Annotated in this window: 12 protein-coding genes; 9 read left to right on the plus strand and 3 right to left on the minus strand. The window is 75.7% G+C overall.

What is annotated here, in order from left to right; genetic code table 11:
* Nucleotides 1–45: 45 nt before the first annotated feature.
* From IF23_RS0110765 to IF23_RS0110775, 3 genes are all read right to left on the minus strand, one after another.
* Nucleotides 46–1,347, minus strand: a complete 1,302-nt coding sequence (locus tag IF23_RS0110765) for an amidohydrolase family protein (RefSeq protein ID WP_030282310.1) — start codon at nt 1,345–1,347, stop codon at nt 46–48.
* A gap of 287 nt (nt 1,348–1,634) precedes the next feature.
* Entirely contained in the window at nt 1,635–2,273 is a 639-nt protein-coding gene (locus IF23_RS0110770; protein WP_030282312.1) for a response regulator, read from the minus strand.
* Nucleotides 2,270–3,571, minus strand: coding sequence for a sensor histidine kinase (locus IF23_RS0110775; protein WP_078653906.1), 1,302 nt, complete (start codon nt 3,569–3,571; stop codon nt 2,270–2,272). Before IF23_RS0110775 ends, IF23_RS0110770 begins: the two co-directional genes overlap by 4 nt.
* Nucleotides 3,572–3,793: 222 nt before the next feature.
* On the opposite strand from IF23_RS0110775, the gene IF23_RS0110780 reads away from it, so the two are divergent.
* The 9 genes from IF23_RS0110780 to IF23_RS0110820 all read left to right on the plus strand — a co-directional run bounded on the left by IF23_RS0110780 (nt 3,794) and on the right by IF23_RS0110820 (nt 15,723).
* Entirely contained in the window at nt 3,794–4,348 is a 555-nt protein-coding gene (locus IF23_RS0110780) for a GlcG/HbpS family heme-binding protein (RefSeq protein WP_030282315.1), read from the plus strand.
* A 185-nt stretch (nt 4,349–4,533) separates the two neighbouring features.
* On the plus strand, nt 4,534–5,130 hold the full coding sequence (locus tag IF23_RS0110785) for an ankyrin repeat domain-containing protein (protein ID WP_030282317.1): 597 nt from the start codon (nt 4,534–4,536) through the stop codon (nt 5,128–5,130).
* Nucleotides 5,127–6,221: a YncE family protein gene (locus IF23_RS0110790; protein WP_030282319.1), complete on the plus strand. Its 1,095-nt coding sequence runs from the start codon at nt 5,127–5,129 to the stop codon at nt 6,219–6,221. Before IF23_RS0110785 ends, IF23_RS0110790 begins: the two co-directional genes overlap by 4 nt.
* A gap of 173 nt (nt 6,222–6,394) precedes the next feature.
* On the plus strand, nt 6,395–7,816 hold the full coding sequence (locus IF23_RS0110795) for a purine-cytosine permease family protein (RefSeq protein WP_051739477.1): 1,422 nt from the start codon (nt 6,395–6,397) through the stop codon (nt 7,814–7,816).
* Nucleotides 7,817–7,870: 54 nt separating this feature from the next.
* Nucleotides 7,871–9,520 (plus strand): amidohydrolase, encoded by a 1,650-nt coding sequence (locus tag IF23_RS0110800; protein WP_037677906.1) that lies wholly within the window; start codon nt 7,871–7,873, stop codon nt 9,518–9,520.
* Complete coding sequence (locus IF23_RS0110805) at nt 9,517–10,635, plus strand: C45 family autoproteolytic acyltransferase/hydrolase (RefSeq protein WP_078653907.1); 1,119 nt, start codon at nt 9,517–9,519, stop codon at nt 10,633–10,635. The genes IF23_RS0110800 and IF23_RS0110805 overlap by 4 nt, the downstream gene beginning before the upstream one ends.
* Nucleotides 10,636–10,876: 241 nt before the next feature.
* Entirely contained in the window at nt 10,877–11,026 is a 150-nt protein-coding gene (locus IF23_RS33970) for a hypothetical protein (RefSeq protein WP_157847996.1), read from the plus strand.
* A 234-nt stretch (nt 11,027–11,260) separates the two neighbouring features.
* Complete coding sequence (locus IF23_RS0110815) at nt 11,261–14,440, plus strand: lantibiotic dehydratase (protein ID WP_030282327.1); 3,180 nt, start codon at nt 11,261–11,263, stop codon at nt 14,438–14,440.
* Nucleotides 14,437–15,723, plus strand: coding sequence for a lanthionine synthetase C family protein (locus tag IF23_RS0110820; RefSeq protein ID WP_030282328.1), 1,287 nt, complete (start codon nt 14,437–14,439; stop codon nt 15,721–15,723). The genes IF23_RS0110815 and IF23_RS0110820 overlap by 4 nt, the downstream gene beginning before the upstream one ends.
* The last annotated feature ends 45 nt before the right edge of the window (nt 15,724–15,768 follow it).

Raw genomic sequence — 15,768 nt, forward strand, 5'->3', positions numbered from 1 at the left:
GGGGAGGGGGCCGGGGCACTCCGGGCGGGGGACGCGGGGGTGCGGTCAGTTCCGGACGGGCAGACCGGCGCGCACCACATGGCGGGGTGCGGCGAGGACGGACGGGTCGGCGAGCGGGTCGCCGTCCACCACGATCACATCGCCCGCGAAGCCGTGCGCCAGCCGACCCGCCGTGCGCTCCGTGCCGAGCAGCCGGGCGGCGCCGGTGGTGGCGGTGCGGATCGCGTCCAGCGCGGGCAGTCCGGCTTCCCGCATCAGCGCGATCTCCCGGCCGATCGGCTCGACCGTCCCGCCGGACGAGTCGGTGCCCGCCGCCAGCGGAACGCCCAGCTCGTGCGCGGTGCGGACGGCTTCCTTGAGGATCGGCAGATAGGTGCGGCCCCGCTCGTCCAGCACCGGGTCCGGGTCGCCGACCATCCCGGCGATGGCGGTCAGCGTCGGCGTGAAGTACGTGCCGCGCCGCCGCATCTCCCGCAGCGTGCGCTCGCCGACGAACACGCCGTGCTCCAGGGAGCGGATGCCCGCCCGCACCGCGTCGTCGCAGCCGCGCTCGCTGTAGCTGTGGCACAGCACGCCCTTGCCGCCGCGCCGCGCCGCCGCCGTGATCTCGGAGAGCTGCTCGTACGAGTAGACCTGCGTCAGCGGGTCCTGCTCGGGCAGTCCGGCGCGTTCGTTGACCCGGGTCTTGACCACATCGGCGCCGCGGGCGAGGTTGATCTCCACCACGCGGCGCAGCGCCTGCGCGGACCGTACGCCGTCGCGCAGCCGCGCGAGCGGGGTGAGGTCGGGGTCGGCGAGCACCGTGTCGCCCAGGTCGGGGGTGACGAAGATGCCCGCCGCCCGCAGCCGGGGCGCCTGCTGCGGTGCCTGGCGGGCCAACTCCCGTACCGCGATGTCCTGGAAGAAGTTGGTCGAGCCGCTGCGCGCGCCGGTGGCGCCCTTGCGGACCGCGTCCTGCGCCTCGGTGGCGGTGTTGAGGTGGATGTGCGCGTCGATCAGGCCCGGCAGCACCCACCGGCCGTGCGCGTCCATCTTCGGGAGGCCCTTCGGCACGGCGGTACGGGAGCGGGCCCCGGCCGCCTGGACCACGCCGTCGCGGATGACGACGACCGTGTCCTCGGTGACCTCACCGGTCGCCGGGTCGAGCAGGGTGCCGCCCTCGACGACGAGGTCGCCGGTGGGTCCGGCGCCGGTCCTCGGGCCGTGCCCGGAGTCCCGTGCGGGGGCGGCGACGGCGCCCGGCGCGGCGGAGAGGGCGGCGGCCGTTCCGGCGAGGGCGGCGGCCCCGGCAAGCACCCCGCGGCGGGTGACCCGGCTGGGCGGGGGCGGCACGTTCTCGACACACATGGCGGGCTCCTTCGGACGTTCTCGGCCGGAAACCGGCCGACCGGTCAACGGACGCCCAATTGGTATACCAAAGCGGTGGGGCGCGACAAGGCCCGTCGCCCGGGAGATCAAGGGAACGGTGTGGCGTCGGTCGCATGGGCGGGGAGCCCCGTACCGCCGGGCGCGGAATTTGGTATGCCGACGGCACGGACCGGGGCCACCCCGTCCGGGTACGCCGGGGCGGACCGGGCGCGGCTCCGCCGCCCGGCCCCCGGTCCGCGCTCCGCCGGGCGCCCCGCCCGGCCCGCTCACGGCAGCAGCCGCTGCTCCTTCGCCACCGCCACCGCACCGGCACGGGTCTCCACGCCGAGCTTGTCGTAGATCCGGCCCAGATGGGTCTTGACCGTGGCCTCGCTGATGAACAGCGCCTTGGCGATGGAGCGGTTGCCCAGCCCCTGCGCGAGCTGCGCCAGGATGTCCCGCTCCCGGTCGGTCAGGGCCGGACGCGGCCGCCGCATTTGGGCCATCACCCGCCCGGCGACCGGCGCCGACAGCGCGGTCCGGCCCTGCGCCGCCGCCCGGATCGCCGCGAACAGCTCCTCGGGCCGCTCCGCCTTCAGCAGATAACCGGTCGCCCCCGCCTCGATCGCCCGGGTGATGTCCGCGTCCGTGTCGTACGTCGTCAGCACCAGCACATGCGGCACCGGACCCGCGGCCGTCAGCCGCCGGGTGGTCTCCACCCCGTCGATGCCCTCACCGAGCTGGAGATCCATCAGCACCACGTCCGGGCGGACCTTTGCGGCCAGCGCGAGGGTCTCCTCGCCGGTGCCCGCCTCGCCGACGACCTCGATGCCCGGCGCGCTGTCCAGCAACGCCAGCAACCCGGCCCGGACGACCGCGTGGTCGTCGCAGAGCAGGATCCGGACCGGGGGAGGGGTGGTGTTCACTGCGGCTGCTCCAAGGGGATCGCGGCGGTCAGCACGGCGCCCTCGCCGGGCGCCGACTCGATGGTGAGGGTCCCGCCGAGCTGGCGGACCCGGGCCCGGATCGCCGGGACGCCGTGCCCGCGCACCCCGGACGGCACCTCCGGCAGCGCCGCCGGATCGAAACCGCGGCCGTCGTCGGCGACGTCCAGCACCACCTGGTCGTCCAGAACGGTCAGGGTGAGCGCGGCGGTGGTCGCGTCCGCGTGCTCGCGGACGTTGGCCAGCGCGCCCTGCGCGATCCGCAGCAGCGCCGACCGCACCGGATCCGGCAGCTCCACCCCGCCCGGATCGTCGATGTGCACCCGGACCGTCAACCGGTCGTCGCCGCTCCGCTCCGCCAGCGCCCGCAGCGCCTGCGGCAGCCCGCCGCCGCGCGCCAGATCCGCCGGGGCCAGATCGTGGACGAAGCGCCGCGCCTCGGTCAGATTGTGCTCGGCGATCGACGCCGCCGTACGGACGTGCCCACGGGCCTTCGCCGGATCCGCCTCCCAGGTGCGGTCCGCCGCCTGGAGCAGCATCCGCTGGCTGGACAGGCCCTGGGCCAGCGAGTCATGGATCTCCATCGACAGCCGCTGCCGCTCGGCGAGGGTGCCCGCCCGCCGCTCCGCCGCCGCCAGCTCCCGCCGGGTGCGGATCAGATCGTCGATCAACGCCCGCTGCCGCGCCGCCTGCCGCTGCATCTGCGTGAAGACCGACGTGGCGAACGCGGCGACCGCCGCCGGGCCGATCACCAGATCCAGGTCGAACCGCTGCGCCAGCGTCAACTGCGCGAGGATCACGAACACCGTCAGTACGGTGACCAGCGCATACGCGGCGGGCGGCGGCAGGGTGCGCAGCGCCGCGTAGAAGAGCGGCACCGCCACCCACGCGAAGCTCGGCGCCCGCTCCACCAGCACCGCCCACGTCACGACGACCGCGCCCAGCCACACCAGCCGCCGCACCGGCGGCCACGGCACCCGCGCGCCCGGCGGCAGCAGCGGCACCGCGGGCCCGCCCCGCCAGGACCCGGCGACGTAGAGCAGCGCCAGCACCACGGCCAGCGCCAGCACCCACGGCGCGCGCGGTTCGCCGCCGTGGCGCTGGACGAACCGCGCCATCGACGAGCCGAGCAGCAGGAAGAACGTCACATGGAGGACGGCCACCAGCCGCCGGGCGTCCGGTTCGCCGTCCGGAACCTGCTCATCCGCGCACACCGCACACCGCCTTCCTGCCGCCGGGCACCCGTCCGACCTGCGCGGACGCGCGACGGACCCTCCCATTGTTCCCCCGCCCCGGGCCCCGGGGGTCATCCGATCGGTTGACCCCCGCCTCCACCGACCCGCCCGCGGGGCCGAGCCGGTACGACGACGGGCCGGGCCCGGGGCCGGACCCAGGATGGAGAACGGAAGCGGGGGACCGGCCCGGTGACACCCGGCGCCCCACGGCCCCGCTCCCGCCCCGGCCCACCGCCAACTCGGCTTTTACGCAACGGAGTGGAACCCATGAAGCACGTCAAGAAGGTCTCCCGGCGCACCCGCGTCGTCACCGGCGGCCTGGCCGTCGCCCTCCTCGTCGGCGGCGCCGGTGCCTGGTCCGCCAGCGCCTCCACCCCGGCCACCAAGCCCGTCAAGTCCGCCGCGGCGGACGCGAACCTCACGCACTCCACCCATCTAACCGTCGGCGCCGCCACCAAGGCCGCCCAGGCCGCCCTGCATGCCGCGGAGAAGGACGGCCAGAAGGTCTCCGTCGCCGTCGTGGACCGCAACGGCAACACCCTCGTCACCCTGCGCGGCGACGGCGCCGGTCCGCAGTCCTACGAGTCCGCGGTCAAGAAGGCGTACACCGCCGTCTCCTGGAACGCCCCCACCTCCGAGCTGGTCAAGCGCCTGGCGAACGCCCCGACGCTGAAGGACATCCCCGGCACCCTCTTCCTCGCCGGTGGCGCCCCGGTCGCCGCCGAGGGTGCGCCGGTCGCCGGGATCGGCGTCGCCGGTGCCCCCTCCGGCGACCAGGACGAGACCTTCGCGCAGGCGGGCGCCGCCGCGCTGGCCAAGTAGGGCCGATGACCCCCGGCCGTACGGCCGCCCGGACCCCGGCGGCGCACCCCGTCCCCCGCACGGTGCGCCGCCGGTTCCCCTTCGCCGCCCTGCGCGCGGGGCTCGGGATCGCGGTCCGTACGAAGGCGGCCACCACCCTGTCGGTGCTGCGTACCCGCACGTTCCGCAGTTCAAGGAGCACCCCGATGCACGCCCTCGACCACGCCCTCCTGGACGCCGCCGCCCGCGGCGACGCCGACGCCGTCCGCACCGCCCTCACCGGGGGCGCCACGGTGGACGCCCGCGACGCGCACCGCCGCACCCCGCTGCTGCTGGCCGCGCTCGGCGACCATGTCGCAGCCGCCGGGGCGCTGGTCGCCGCCGGTGCCGACCCTGACGCCCAGGACGACCGGGACGACAGCCCCTGGCTGGTCACCGGCGTCACCGGCAGCGTCGCCATGCTCCGCGCCCTGCTCCCCGCCCGGCCCGATGTGACGGTGACCAACCGCTTCGGTGGCACCGCCCTCATCCCGGCGAGCGAACGCGGCCATGTCGACTACGTCCGTACCGTGCTGCGCGAGACCGACACCGACGTCGACCACGTCAACCGGCTCGGCTGGACCGCCCTCCTGGAGGCCGTCATCCTCGGCGACGGCGGCCGCGACCACCAGGAGATCGTCGAGCTGCTGCTCACCGCGGGGGCCACCGCGGACCTCGCCGACGGGGAGGGCGTCACCCCGCTCGCCCACGCCGAACGGCGCGGCGCCACCGCGATCGCCGCGCTGCTGCGGGCCGTCCGATGAGGCGCACCGCCCTCGGCGGGCTCGCCGCCGCCGTCCTGCTGCTCACCGGCTGCGCGTCCCAGGGCGTGCGGGCCGCCGCACCGACGGCCGGACCCGCCGCCCCCGCCCCGTCCGGCCGCACCCCGCACGGCACGCTTCTGGTCACCGACTTCGGCGCGGACACCGTCACCTTCGTCGACCCGCGGCGCGGCGCCTTCGACTCGGTACGCGTCGGCACCGCCCCGTACGGGCTCGCCGTCGGCGACGACGGCCGGGCCTGGGTCGCCACCGCCGAGGGCGTCGCCGTCGTCGACACCGCCACCCGCGAGCGGATCACCCGCATCCCGTACCGCACGGCGGGGATCGGCGCGCCGGTGCACGGCGAGTACCGCGGCGGCGGTATGGGCATCGCCCTCGCCCCCGACGGCCGTCAGGTCTACGTCGGCGTCAACCGGCCCGGCACCACCGGCACCGTCGAGGTGATCGACACCCGCACCCTGAAGTCCACCGGCACCGCCGAGGTGGGCCGCCGCCCCTTCGACGTGGACGTCGCCCCCGACGGCCGCGCCGTCTACGCCACCGACCACGACTCCTTCGATGTGACGGTGGTGACCCCCGGCTCGCTGCGCACCCGGCGGATCGAGGTCGCCCCCTACGGGACCGAGGGCGGGCTCGGCTCCTGGCTCAAACCGCACCACGCCGCGGTCCGGCCGTCCGACGGGAAGCTGCTGCTGCCGTTCGAGGGGGAGAAGTTGGTCGTCCTCGACCCGGTGACGGGCCGCTCCCGCATCGAGCGGATGACCGCCCGCACCCACCAGCACGGCGCCACCGTCACCCCGGACGGCACGCTGTTCGTCGTCGGCACGGGGGCGGTCGGGGAGGACAACGGCCCGTCGCTGACCGTACGGGCGCCCGGCGGCCGGGAGCGGGTGATCGCACTGGACGGCCCGCACGAGGACGTCGCCGTCACCCCCGACGGCCGCACCGCGTATGTGACCGGCGGTTTCACCCGGGACGGCTACTGGAACGGCATCTCCGTCGTGGACGTCGCCTCCGGCACCGTGCACCGGCTGGCCGCGGGGCAGCGGCCGCTGGACATCGCCGTGCTGTGAGCGGCGGACGGGCGCGGACCCGGCCCGCCGGGGCCGGGCCGCGACGGTTTCCGTCGTCCGCGGGTGTCTTCCCGGTGAACCCTTGACGCCGCGCCGGACCGGGCTGTTGGATCCCCCGTATTGGGCACGCAACCAATAGCGCTGGTGCTGTTGGTGCTTCTTGGGAGGACGCCATGGCGACCAGAGACCTGACGGCCACCGCCGGGGGACCCGCGGCCACCACCGCGGAGCGGGCCGGACAACTGGAAGCCCACGGCATCGACCACATCCCCGACGCCGAACGCCACGGCCGCCCCCGGGAGCTGTTCGCCGTCTGGGCGGCACCCAACGTCAGCTATCTCAGCCTCGTCGTCGGCGCCACGCTCGTCCTCACGGGCCTCACGCTCGGCCAGGCGCTCGCGGTCATCGCGGTCGGCAACCTCCTGTGGATCCTCACCGGCGTCCTCGCCGTCAGCGGCCCCGCCGCCGGTACCACCGGCTCGGTCGTCTCCCGCGCGATGTACGGCGTCCGCGGCAACAAGGCGGTCATCGCCCTCACCGGCTGGCTGATCTCCGCCGCCTACCTTGCGCTCAACTGGTCCGCCGCCTCCGTCGCCGGAATCGGACTCGCCGCACAACTCGGCGCCCCCGGCGGCCCGGTGCTCGACGTCGCGATCATCTGCGCCGTCGCCGCCGCCACCCTCGTCGTCGCCGTCTACGGCCACGCCACCATCGTCCGGCTCTACGCCGTCCTCAGCATCGCCCTCACCCTCGTCTTCGTGGTGGTCGGCGGCTACGTCCTCGCCCACACCGACTGGTCCTACCGGCCCGCCCACGCCCTGCACGGCGGCGCCCTGTGGACGGCCCTCGCCGGCGGCTTCGCCCTCATCGCCTCCACCCCGCTCTCGTACGGCAACAGCCCCGACCTGGCGCGCTATCTGCCGCGCGACAGCAGCCCGGTGGCGGTGGCCGGATGGACCGCGCTCGGCGCCTATCTGCCGAGCGTCCTCTTCACCGCCCTCGGCGCGCTCGCCGCCACCGGCCTCGACATGAGCGATCCGCAGCGCGCGCTGGAGGGCATCCTGCCGCCGTGGTTCGTCCCGGTCTTCGTCACCGCGGTCATCTGCAACACCGTCGCCAACAACGGCCTGACCGCCTACAGCGCGGGCCTCACCCTCCAGTCGATCGGCGTCCGCCTCGGCCGCGTCCCCGCCGTCCTGATCATCGGCGTCCTCGCCACCGCCATGACGCTCTACGCCCTCCTCGTCTTCGACTTCCTGACGAGCGTCAACACCATGCTGGAACTGGTCGTGGTCGTCACCGGACCGGCCGTCGGCGTCTACGTCGCCGACATCGCCGTCCGCCGCAACCGCTACGACGGCCCCGCCCTCCTCGACGAGAGCCGCACCAGCCCGTTCTGGTACGACGGCGGCGTCCACCGCGCGGGCGTGGCGGCGTTCCTCGCCGGATCCGTCGCCGCGGTCCTCGCCGTCCGCACCAGCTTCTGGACCGGCCCGGTCGCCGCGCTCTGCGGCGACGCCAACCTCTCCCTCCTCGCCGGACTGCTGGTCTCCGCCGCCGTCCACGCGGCCCTCGGCCGCCCCCGCGCCGCCTGACCACCGACCCGCACCACCCACGAGAAGCCGCACCACCCACGAGAAGAAGGCCCCATGCACGCCGAAGTTCTGATCCGCGCGGCCCGCGTCGAGACGTTCGCCGACACCCCGGGCCCCGGCGACCCCGGTGCGGGACCCGCACCCCGGGTCGTCGCCGTCCGCGACGGACGTATCGTCGCCGTCGGCGGCGAGGAGGTCGCCGCCGCGTACACCGGACCCGCCACCGAGGTCCACGACTTCCCCGGCGCCACCCTGCTGCCGGGCCTCACCGACGCCCACGCCCACCCGGTGTGGGGCTCGATCGAGATCGGCAGCGGCGTCGACCTCTCCGGCGCCGACAGCCTCGAAGCGGTCCTCGACACCGTCGCCGAGGCGCTGCGCGACCGCCCCGCCGACGCCTGGATCACCGGCTACGACCTCGATGTGGACCTCTTCCCCGGCGCCCCGCACGGCGCCGTGTTCGAGGAGCGCTTCCCCGGCCGCGCCATCTCCCTGATGACCCGCGACGCCCACGCCCTCGTCGTCAGCCCGCGCGTGGTGGAACTGGCCGGACTCACCGGCCGCGAGACGTTCGACGACAAGTCCTCCGTCGAGACCGGCGCCGACGGCCGCCCCACCGGCCACCTCCTCGAACTCCGGGCGATGGACCTGGTCTTCGCCCACTACCCCGAGGTCACCGTCGACGCCGCCGCCGGTCACGTACGGCGGCAGTTGGAGCGCCTCGCCGCGTGCGGGCTGACCGGGCTGCACGCGATGGACTTCACCGACCCCAGCGAGGCGGTCTACCGCAGGATCGAGGAGGACGGCGAACTGCCGCTGCGCATCCGCTGCTGGCCGCTGGTCGCCGCCGACTCCGGCCCCGACGCCTGGGACGCCGCCGCCGACCTGCAAGGACGGGGTGGCCGCCGCTGGCACGTCGCGGGTGTGAAGTTCATGCTCGACGGCACCGCCGACAACGGCACCGCCTGGTTCGACCACCCCGACACCCATGGCGAGAACGCCACCTCCCTGTGGCGCGACGTCGACGCGTACCGTCGGGCCGTGCGCCACTTCGCCCGCCGGGGTATCGCCACCGCCACCCACGCCATCGGCGACCGGGCGGTCCGCGTCGCCCTCGACGCCATCGAGGCGGCCGGTCCCGCCGCCCAGGGCCCGCACCGCATCGAACACCTGGAGTCCGTCCCGGACGACCTCCTCGACCGCTTCGCCGCACTCGGGGTGGTCGCCGGTCTCCAGCCGGTGCACGGCACCCGCCACACCCGCGCGGACGGCACCGACATCTGGTCCCGGCGGATCGGCCCGGACCGCGCCGCCCGCGGCTGGCGCACCCGCGACCTGCTCACCCACGGCGCCGTCGTCGCCCTCGGCTCCGACTGGCCCATCGGCCCCGGCGACCCCCGCGTGGCCCTCGCCGACTGCCAGCTGCGCCGCCCCGTCGAGGCCCCCGGCACCGCGCCCGTCCAGCCCGGCCAGGCGCTCACCGCCCGGGAGGCGTACGCGGGCATGACCCGGGCCACCGCCGTCGCCGCCGGACGCGCCGCCGACCTCGGCCGGATCGCCCCCGGCCACCTCGCCGACCTCACCGTCTTCGCCGCCGACCCGCTCACCCTCGACCCCGCCGCACAGGCCGTCAACGCCGTCCTCGCCACCGTCGTCGGCGGCCACCCGCACCGCCACCCCACCCCCACCGAAGGACGCCCGTGACCACGCCGATCGCCCGCCCCGAAGCCCGGCTCCACCTCACCGCCGACGCCACCGACCCGTTCACCCGCGGCCACGCCCGCGGTGTGCGGCTGCGCGACACCCTCCCCGGCGGGATCGCCGGGTACGACCGGCTCTTCCGGCTCGGCGGCATCTCCCCGCGGCAGGTCCGCGAGGACGCCGCCCGCGCTCTCGACGCCGTCGACGCGTTCCGGCCCGCGGCCCGCGCCCAGATCGAGGGCCTCGCCCACGGCGCGGGCGCCGACCTCACGGCCGTCGCCGCGCTCAACGCCCGCACCGAGATCCTCGCCCGCAGCAACGCCGTCCCGCCCGGCGAGTGCTCCACCCTGGTCCGCCGTACGGATCCGGACACCGCCGCCCCGCGCACCTTCGGCATCCAGACCTGGGACTGGCATGTCGAGCTGAACCCGTTCTGGCACACCCTGGAGTCCCGCGGTGGCCGTCACGACGTCGTCGGCCTCACCGAACACGGCATCCTCGGCAAGATCGGCGTCAACAGCGCGGGCCTCGCCCTGCACTTCAACATCCTCGGCCACCACCGCGACGCCGTCGGCGGCGTCCCCGTACACGTCCTGGCCGCCGTCGTCCTGGAGGAGGCGGGCGGCGTCGCCGAGGCGGTCGAGATCATCCGCAGCGCCCCGCTCACCTCCTCCGGCTCCTTCGCCCTCTTCGACCCGGACGACGCCGTCCTCCTCGACCTCAGCCCCGACGGCGTCTTCCCCGTCCCCTCCCACGACGGCGTCCACATCCGCACCAACCACTTCCTCACCCCCGTCCCCGCGGCCCGGGAGAAGAGCTGGCTCTACCAGCCCGACTCCGGCGAACGCCACGCCCTGCTCCGCGGCCGACTGGCCGAAACCGCGCCGCCCGCCTCCGTGGACGACCTCGTCCCGTTCCTCGTCTCGGGCCCCGGCGAGGCCGCTCTCACCTGTCTTCCCGACATGAGCCTCCCCGAGGGCCGACGCTGGGCGAGCCTCGCCACCGTCCTCCTCGAACCGGCCACCCGCACCGCCCGCGTCCTGGACGGCACCCCGGCGGAGGCGGGGGAGCGCCCGTGGCGGCGCCTTTGTGCCGTACGGGACGGGGGCGCGGCATAGGCGGCTTTTCTCCCCGCGGGGAGAAGGTGGACGGCGGGTGGGGGTGGGGCGTCGCGGGAGAGAACTTGCACCTCAACCCGTCCAGTTGGACGTGGCGCGATCACCCGTGTGGGTTAAGTTCGATCTTGTGGCTGCCACGCCGCCCGACCTGGGCAGCAGTCTGCCTGCCGTCCGGCGGGAGGCGGCGTGAGCCGATGTGCGGCCATGCACGGCCCATTCACCGAACGAACGGAGAACCCTCATGTCTCTCGACCTGATCGACGCCTTCGACCTGGACGTCCGCGAGGTCGTCGCCGACGGAGCGACCGTCGCGGCCGCCGGTAACACCGAGCCCACCGCGATCACGTGCGAGACCTGCTCCATCCCGGTCGGTTACGCCCGGGGCTGCTGACGACGGAGCGGCATCCGCCCGGTGCCCGGGCCCCACGACCTGTCATGGGGCCCGGGCGTCGGCGTGCGGACGGGCGCGGGCCACCGCCCCGCCCCACCGAACCCCCCAGCTCCGTGTGGTGCCGGTGGCGACGGCCCACGCCGGGCGTGACGTCGCCGCGGCACAGCGGCGGTCCGCCCGTCGGGGCGGCACCATCCGCCCGCCGTACGGCCGTTGAGTAGAGAAAGGCCCGTCATGCCCGAGGATCCCCTGTTCCGTGGAGCCGGTATCGGCATGGTCCGCGCCCCCGTCAGGCCGGTGCGCGAGGCCGCCGAGGTCCGACCGGACACCGGACCCGGACCGGACGAGACCGCCCGCCTGACCGAGACGCTGCGCACCCTGGCGGACGACCCGTCGGTGCGCGAGGCCGTCGACGTCTCCAGCCCGTCGCTGGCCGAGGTGGTCCACCGCGTACTGGACCGCTCCGGCGGCGTGCCCCTTCCCCAACTCCGGCGATCCGTACGCGCGCTGGCCTCCTACCGGCTGCGGATGAGCGGCCGGGCCACCCCGTTCGGACTGATGGCCGGGGTCGCCCCGGTGCACTTCACGGACGCGGACGGCGCCGAGGCACGGTGGGGCGACGCCCACACCCGCGCCGTCCGGCCGGACCGGGAATGGCTCACCGCACTGGCCGCCGCCTGGGAGCGCCGCCCCGAAATCCTGCGCCGACTGCGGGTCGTGACCAACGCCCTGTGCACGGTGCGCGGCGGTCGCCTCGTCCTCCCGTACGTCCCGGAGTCCACCCGCGAGGAGTCCGCCGAGGGCGCCGAGGGCGGCACGGTGCAGGAGGTCAGTGTCCGGTACACCGCCGTCGTCCGCGCGGTGCGGGAGATCGCCCACCGTCCGGTGCGCGGTGCGGAGCTGGCCCAGGGGCTGCTGGAGCGGTTCCCCGGCGCCACCGACCAGGCGGTGAACGGGGTGCTCAGCGAACTGGTCGCCAAGGAGATCCTGCTCACCGACGCCCGCCCGCCCCTGGAAGCCGTCGATCCCCTGGGGTACCTGCTCCGCGTCTGCGCCGACATCCCCGCCGAAGACCTCCCCGAACGCGCCGAACTCACCGCCCTCCAGGCCGACATCGCACGCTATGCGACACGGCCCCTGGGCGAGGGCCGCACCGAGCTGCGGAACCTCACCGCCCGGATGCGGCGGCTCAACGATCTGCCGCGGCCCCTCCAGGTGGATCTGGCGCTGGACGCCGGGGCCCGGCTGCCCACCGCCGTCGCCGAGGAGGCCGCCCGCGCCGCCGCCCTGCTCTGGCGGCTCTCCCCACCGCAGGGCGACCCCGCCCACCTGCGCGAATACCATGAGGCGTTCCTCGGGCGCTACGGCACCGAACGCCTCGTCCCGCTGGTCGAACTGCTCGACCCCGACACCGGACTGGCCGCCCCCGCGGGGTACCGGCGCCCGGTCAGCCCCCGCCGCGCCACGCCCCCCGAACCCGACCGGGAGCGCGGCCGGATCCTGGCCGAACTGGCCCAGCAGGCGCTGCTGGACGGCGACGACGAAGTGGTGCTCACCGACGACCACCCGGCCGTCCACGCCCTCACCGACGACGGCGGGCGGCCCCCCGCCTCCCTCGAACTGAATGTGCATCTGCTCGCCGGGAGCTGCGAGGCGCTGGCCGACGGCGACTTCCGGCTGGTGGTGGCGGGCGGCTCCGGGAAGGCCGGGGCGATGCTCGGCCGCTTCGGCTATCTGCTCGGCGACAAACCGCACGCGGAGCTGGCCGGGACGGCGCGCTCCGGCGCCGCGCCCGACGGCGCGCTCGCCGCCCAGGTAGCCTTCCGCACCGGCCGGGCGCGGGCCGCCAACGTGGCCCAGGTCCCGCAGTGGCTGGACCACACCCTGCCGGTGGGGTGCTTCGCCGACCCGGACGACCCGGCCGTCCTGGACCTGCGCCGCCTCGCCGTGGGCGCCGACCGCGACCGGCTCCACCTGGTGGACACCGGGACCGGCCGCCGGGTCTCGCCCGCCGTCTTCCATGTCCTCAACCCGCAGTGGTCGCTGCCCAACGCGGCCCGCTTCGTCTGCGAGATCGCCGACAGCGGTGTCCGCCGCTGGCAGCCGTGGGACTGGGGCGTCGCCGCCGCGCTGCCGTACCTGCCCCGGGTGCGCTACGGACGCACCGTGCTCGCCCCGGCGCGCTGGCGGCCCACCGCCGTACTGCGCGACGCCGACCTGCCGTTCCCCGAGTGGCTGGCCGCGCTGGAGCACTGGCGCAAGCGGTGGCGGGTGCCCGACCGGATCTGGGCGGGCCGCGCCGACCGCGGCGTCCCGCTCGACCTCCGCCTGCCCGGCCACCCGGCCCTCCTCCGCCACGAACTCCTCCGCCACGAGGAGGCCGAGGTCCGCGAGGTGCCCGCCGACGCCGCCGGACGCCCCGACGGCTGGCTCGGCGGCCCCGACGGCGCCCGCCGCACGGAGATCACCGTCCCGCTGCACACCACCCGCACCCCCGACACGGCCCCCGCCCCGCAGGCCCGTACGCGTCCGCACACCCCGCGCTCCACCGCCTCCGGCGTCCATCTGCCGGGCGGCGACTGGCTGTACACCGCCTGGTACGCCCCGGCCGAACGCCACGACGAACTGCTCGCCGTCCACCTCCCGCCCCTCCTCGACCAACTGCCGCCCGAGGTCGACCGCTGGTTCTTCCTGCGGTACGGGGACGCGGTCGGCTCCCATCTGCGGCTGCGCTTCCACGCCCCGCGCGAGGCGCTCCACGGTGCGCTGCTGCCGCGCCTGCACGCCCTCACCGGCACGCTGCGGGAGAGCGGGCTGGTGGGCCGGGTCGTCTGGGACACCTACGACCCGGAGCTGGAGCGCTACGGCGGACCCGAGGCCCTCACCGCCGCCGAACGGGTCTTCCACGCCGACAGCGTGGCCGTGGTGGAGCATCTGCGCCGCGGGTACGCGCGCACCGACACCACCGAACCGCTGCTGCGCGTCGCCGCCGGATTCGCCGACCTCGCCCGCGCCTTCCACGGCACCGACGGCGAGGAAGCGGGCGAAGCCGCCGCGGAATGGCTCACCCGCACGGTGGCCAAGGACGAGACGCACCAACGCGCCTTCCGGGAACGTCGGCGCGCGGCGCTGCCCCTCGTCGACCCCTACCGCGCCGAGCCCGGACCCGCCGCCGTGGACGAGGTGCTGCGCACTGCCTGGACCCGCCGGGCGGAGACGGTCTCCGCCTACGGACAGCTCCTGCGCGACCTCGGCGACCGCTCCTGGTCCCACCCCGACCAGGTACTGCTGTCCCTGCTGCACATGCACCACAACCGGCTGGCCGGTGTGGACCGGGACGCCGAGAGACTCGCCCTCGCCGTCGCCCGCGGCGCGGCCCGGGCCCACAGCGACCGCCGGAGGCACGGCCGATGACCCCCACCGACCCGACCGCCTCCCCCGACCCGGCCCCGCTCCGGGACCGGGCCGCCACGACGGTCCGCGAGCTCGCCGACCGGCTCGGCGACCCCCGGCGAGTGGCGGAGCTCTCGGACACCTGGTCCCCGCTGTCGCTGAGCGAGGGCCACCCGGGGGTGGCCCTGCTCTTCGCCGAACTCGCCGACCAGGACCCGGCCCACCGCCCCACCGTCCACGCCCATCTGGCCGCCGCGGTCGCCGCCCTGCCCGGCCCGGTCCGCTCCGGTCTCTACCACGGCGTCCCGGCACTGACCTTCGCCGCCCACGCCGCCCGGCGGGTCCCGGAGGACTACGCGGGGCTGCTGCAACGCCTCGACCCCGCGGTCGACGGCGCCGTCCGCGCCCTGCTCGACGAGGACGGGGCGCGCCTCGCGGAGCGCCGCGCCGGGCTCCCCTTCCCCGACGTCGACCTGGTGTCCGGCCTCGCCGGTCTCACCGCCCTGCTGCTGGCCCGGCGGCCCGGCGACGACGGAACGCCGGTCGCGGCGGTGACCCATCTGCTCCGCGTCCTGGAGCCGCTGCCACGGGACGGGGAGCTGGTCCCGGGCTGGTGGTCACCGGGCGGACACCGCGGCGACGACAGCACGCACTTCCCCGACGGCCACCTCAACTTCGGTGTGGCGCACGGCATCCCGGGCATCCTGGCGGTCCTGGTGGCCGCCCACCGGGCGGCCGTACCGGTGGCCGGACTCCCCGACGCGATCACGCAGACCGCCGAGCTGCTGCTCGACCGGCGCACCACCGAGGGCCTGTGGCCCGCGGTCGTACCGCTGAAGACCTTCACCGCGGGCGGGACCGCCGGAGCCGCCCGCACCGCCTGGTGCTACGGCACCCCCGGCGTGGCCGCCGTGCTGCACCGGGCCGGTACGGCGCTGGACCGGCCCGACTGGTGCCGGACCGCGGTGGACGCCGCCCTGCGCGACCTGACCGAGCCGTTCGGCGTCACCGACCCCGGCATCTGCCACGGCTGGGCCGGACTCCTCCACCTGGCGGCCGTCCTCGGCCACGCCTCCGGCGACGCCCGCTTCATCCCCCTCCAACACCGCTTCGCCGCCCACATACTGGACGCCTACGACCCGGACCTCCCCTTCGGCTTCGGCTGGGAGGGCAAGGAACCCACCCCCGTCGTCAACGGCGCCGGCCTCCTCACCGGCGCCGCAGGCATCGCCCTCGCCCTCCACACCTACGCGACCGAAGCACCCCCGGCCAGCGGGTGGGACGGGGCGTTGCTGCTGAGCTGAGGGGAGCGGACCGGGGGCAGGCTCCACCGGAGCGCCTCCTCGCGC

The sequence above is a fragment of the Streptomyces catenulae genome (assembly GCF_000718015.1).
Taxonomy (GTDB): domain Bacteria; phylum Actinomycetota; class Actinomycetes; order Streptomycetales; family Streptomycetaceae; genus Streptomyces; species Streptomyces catenulae.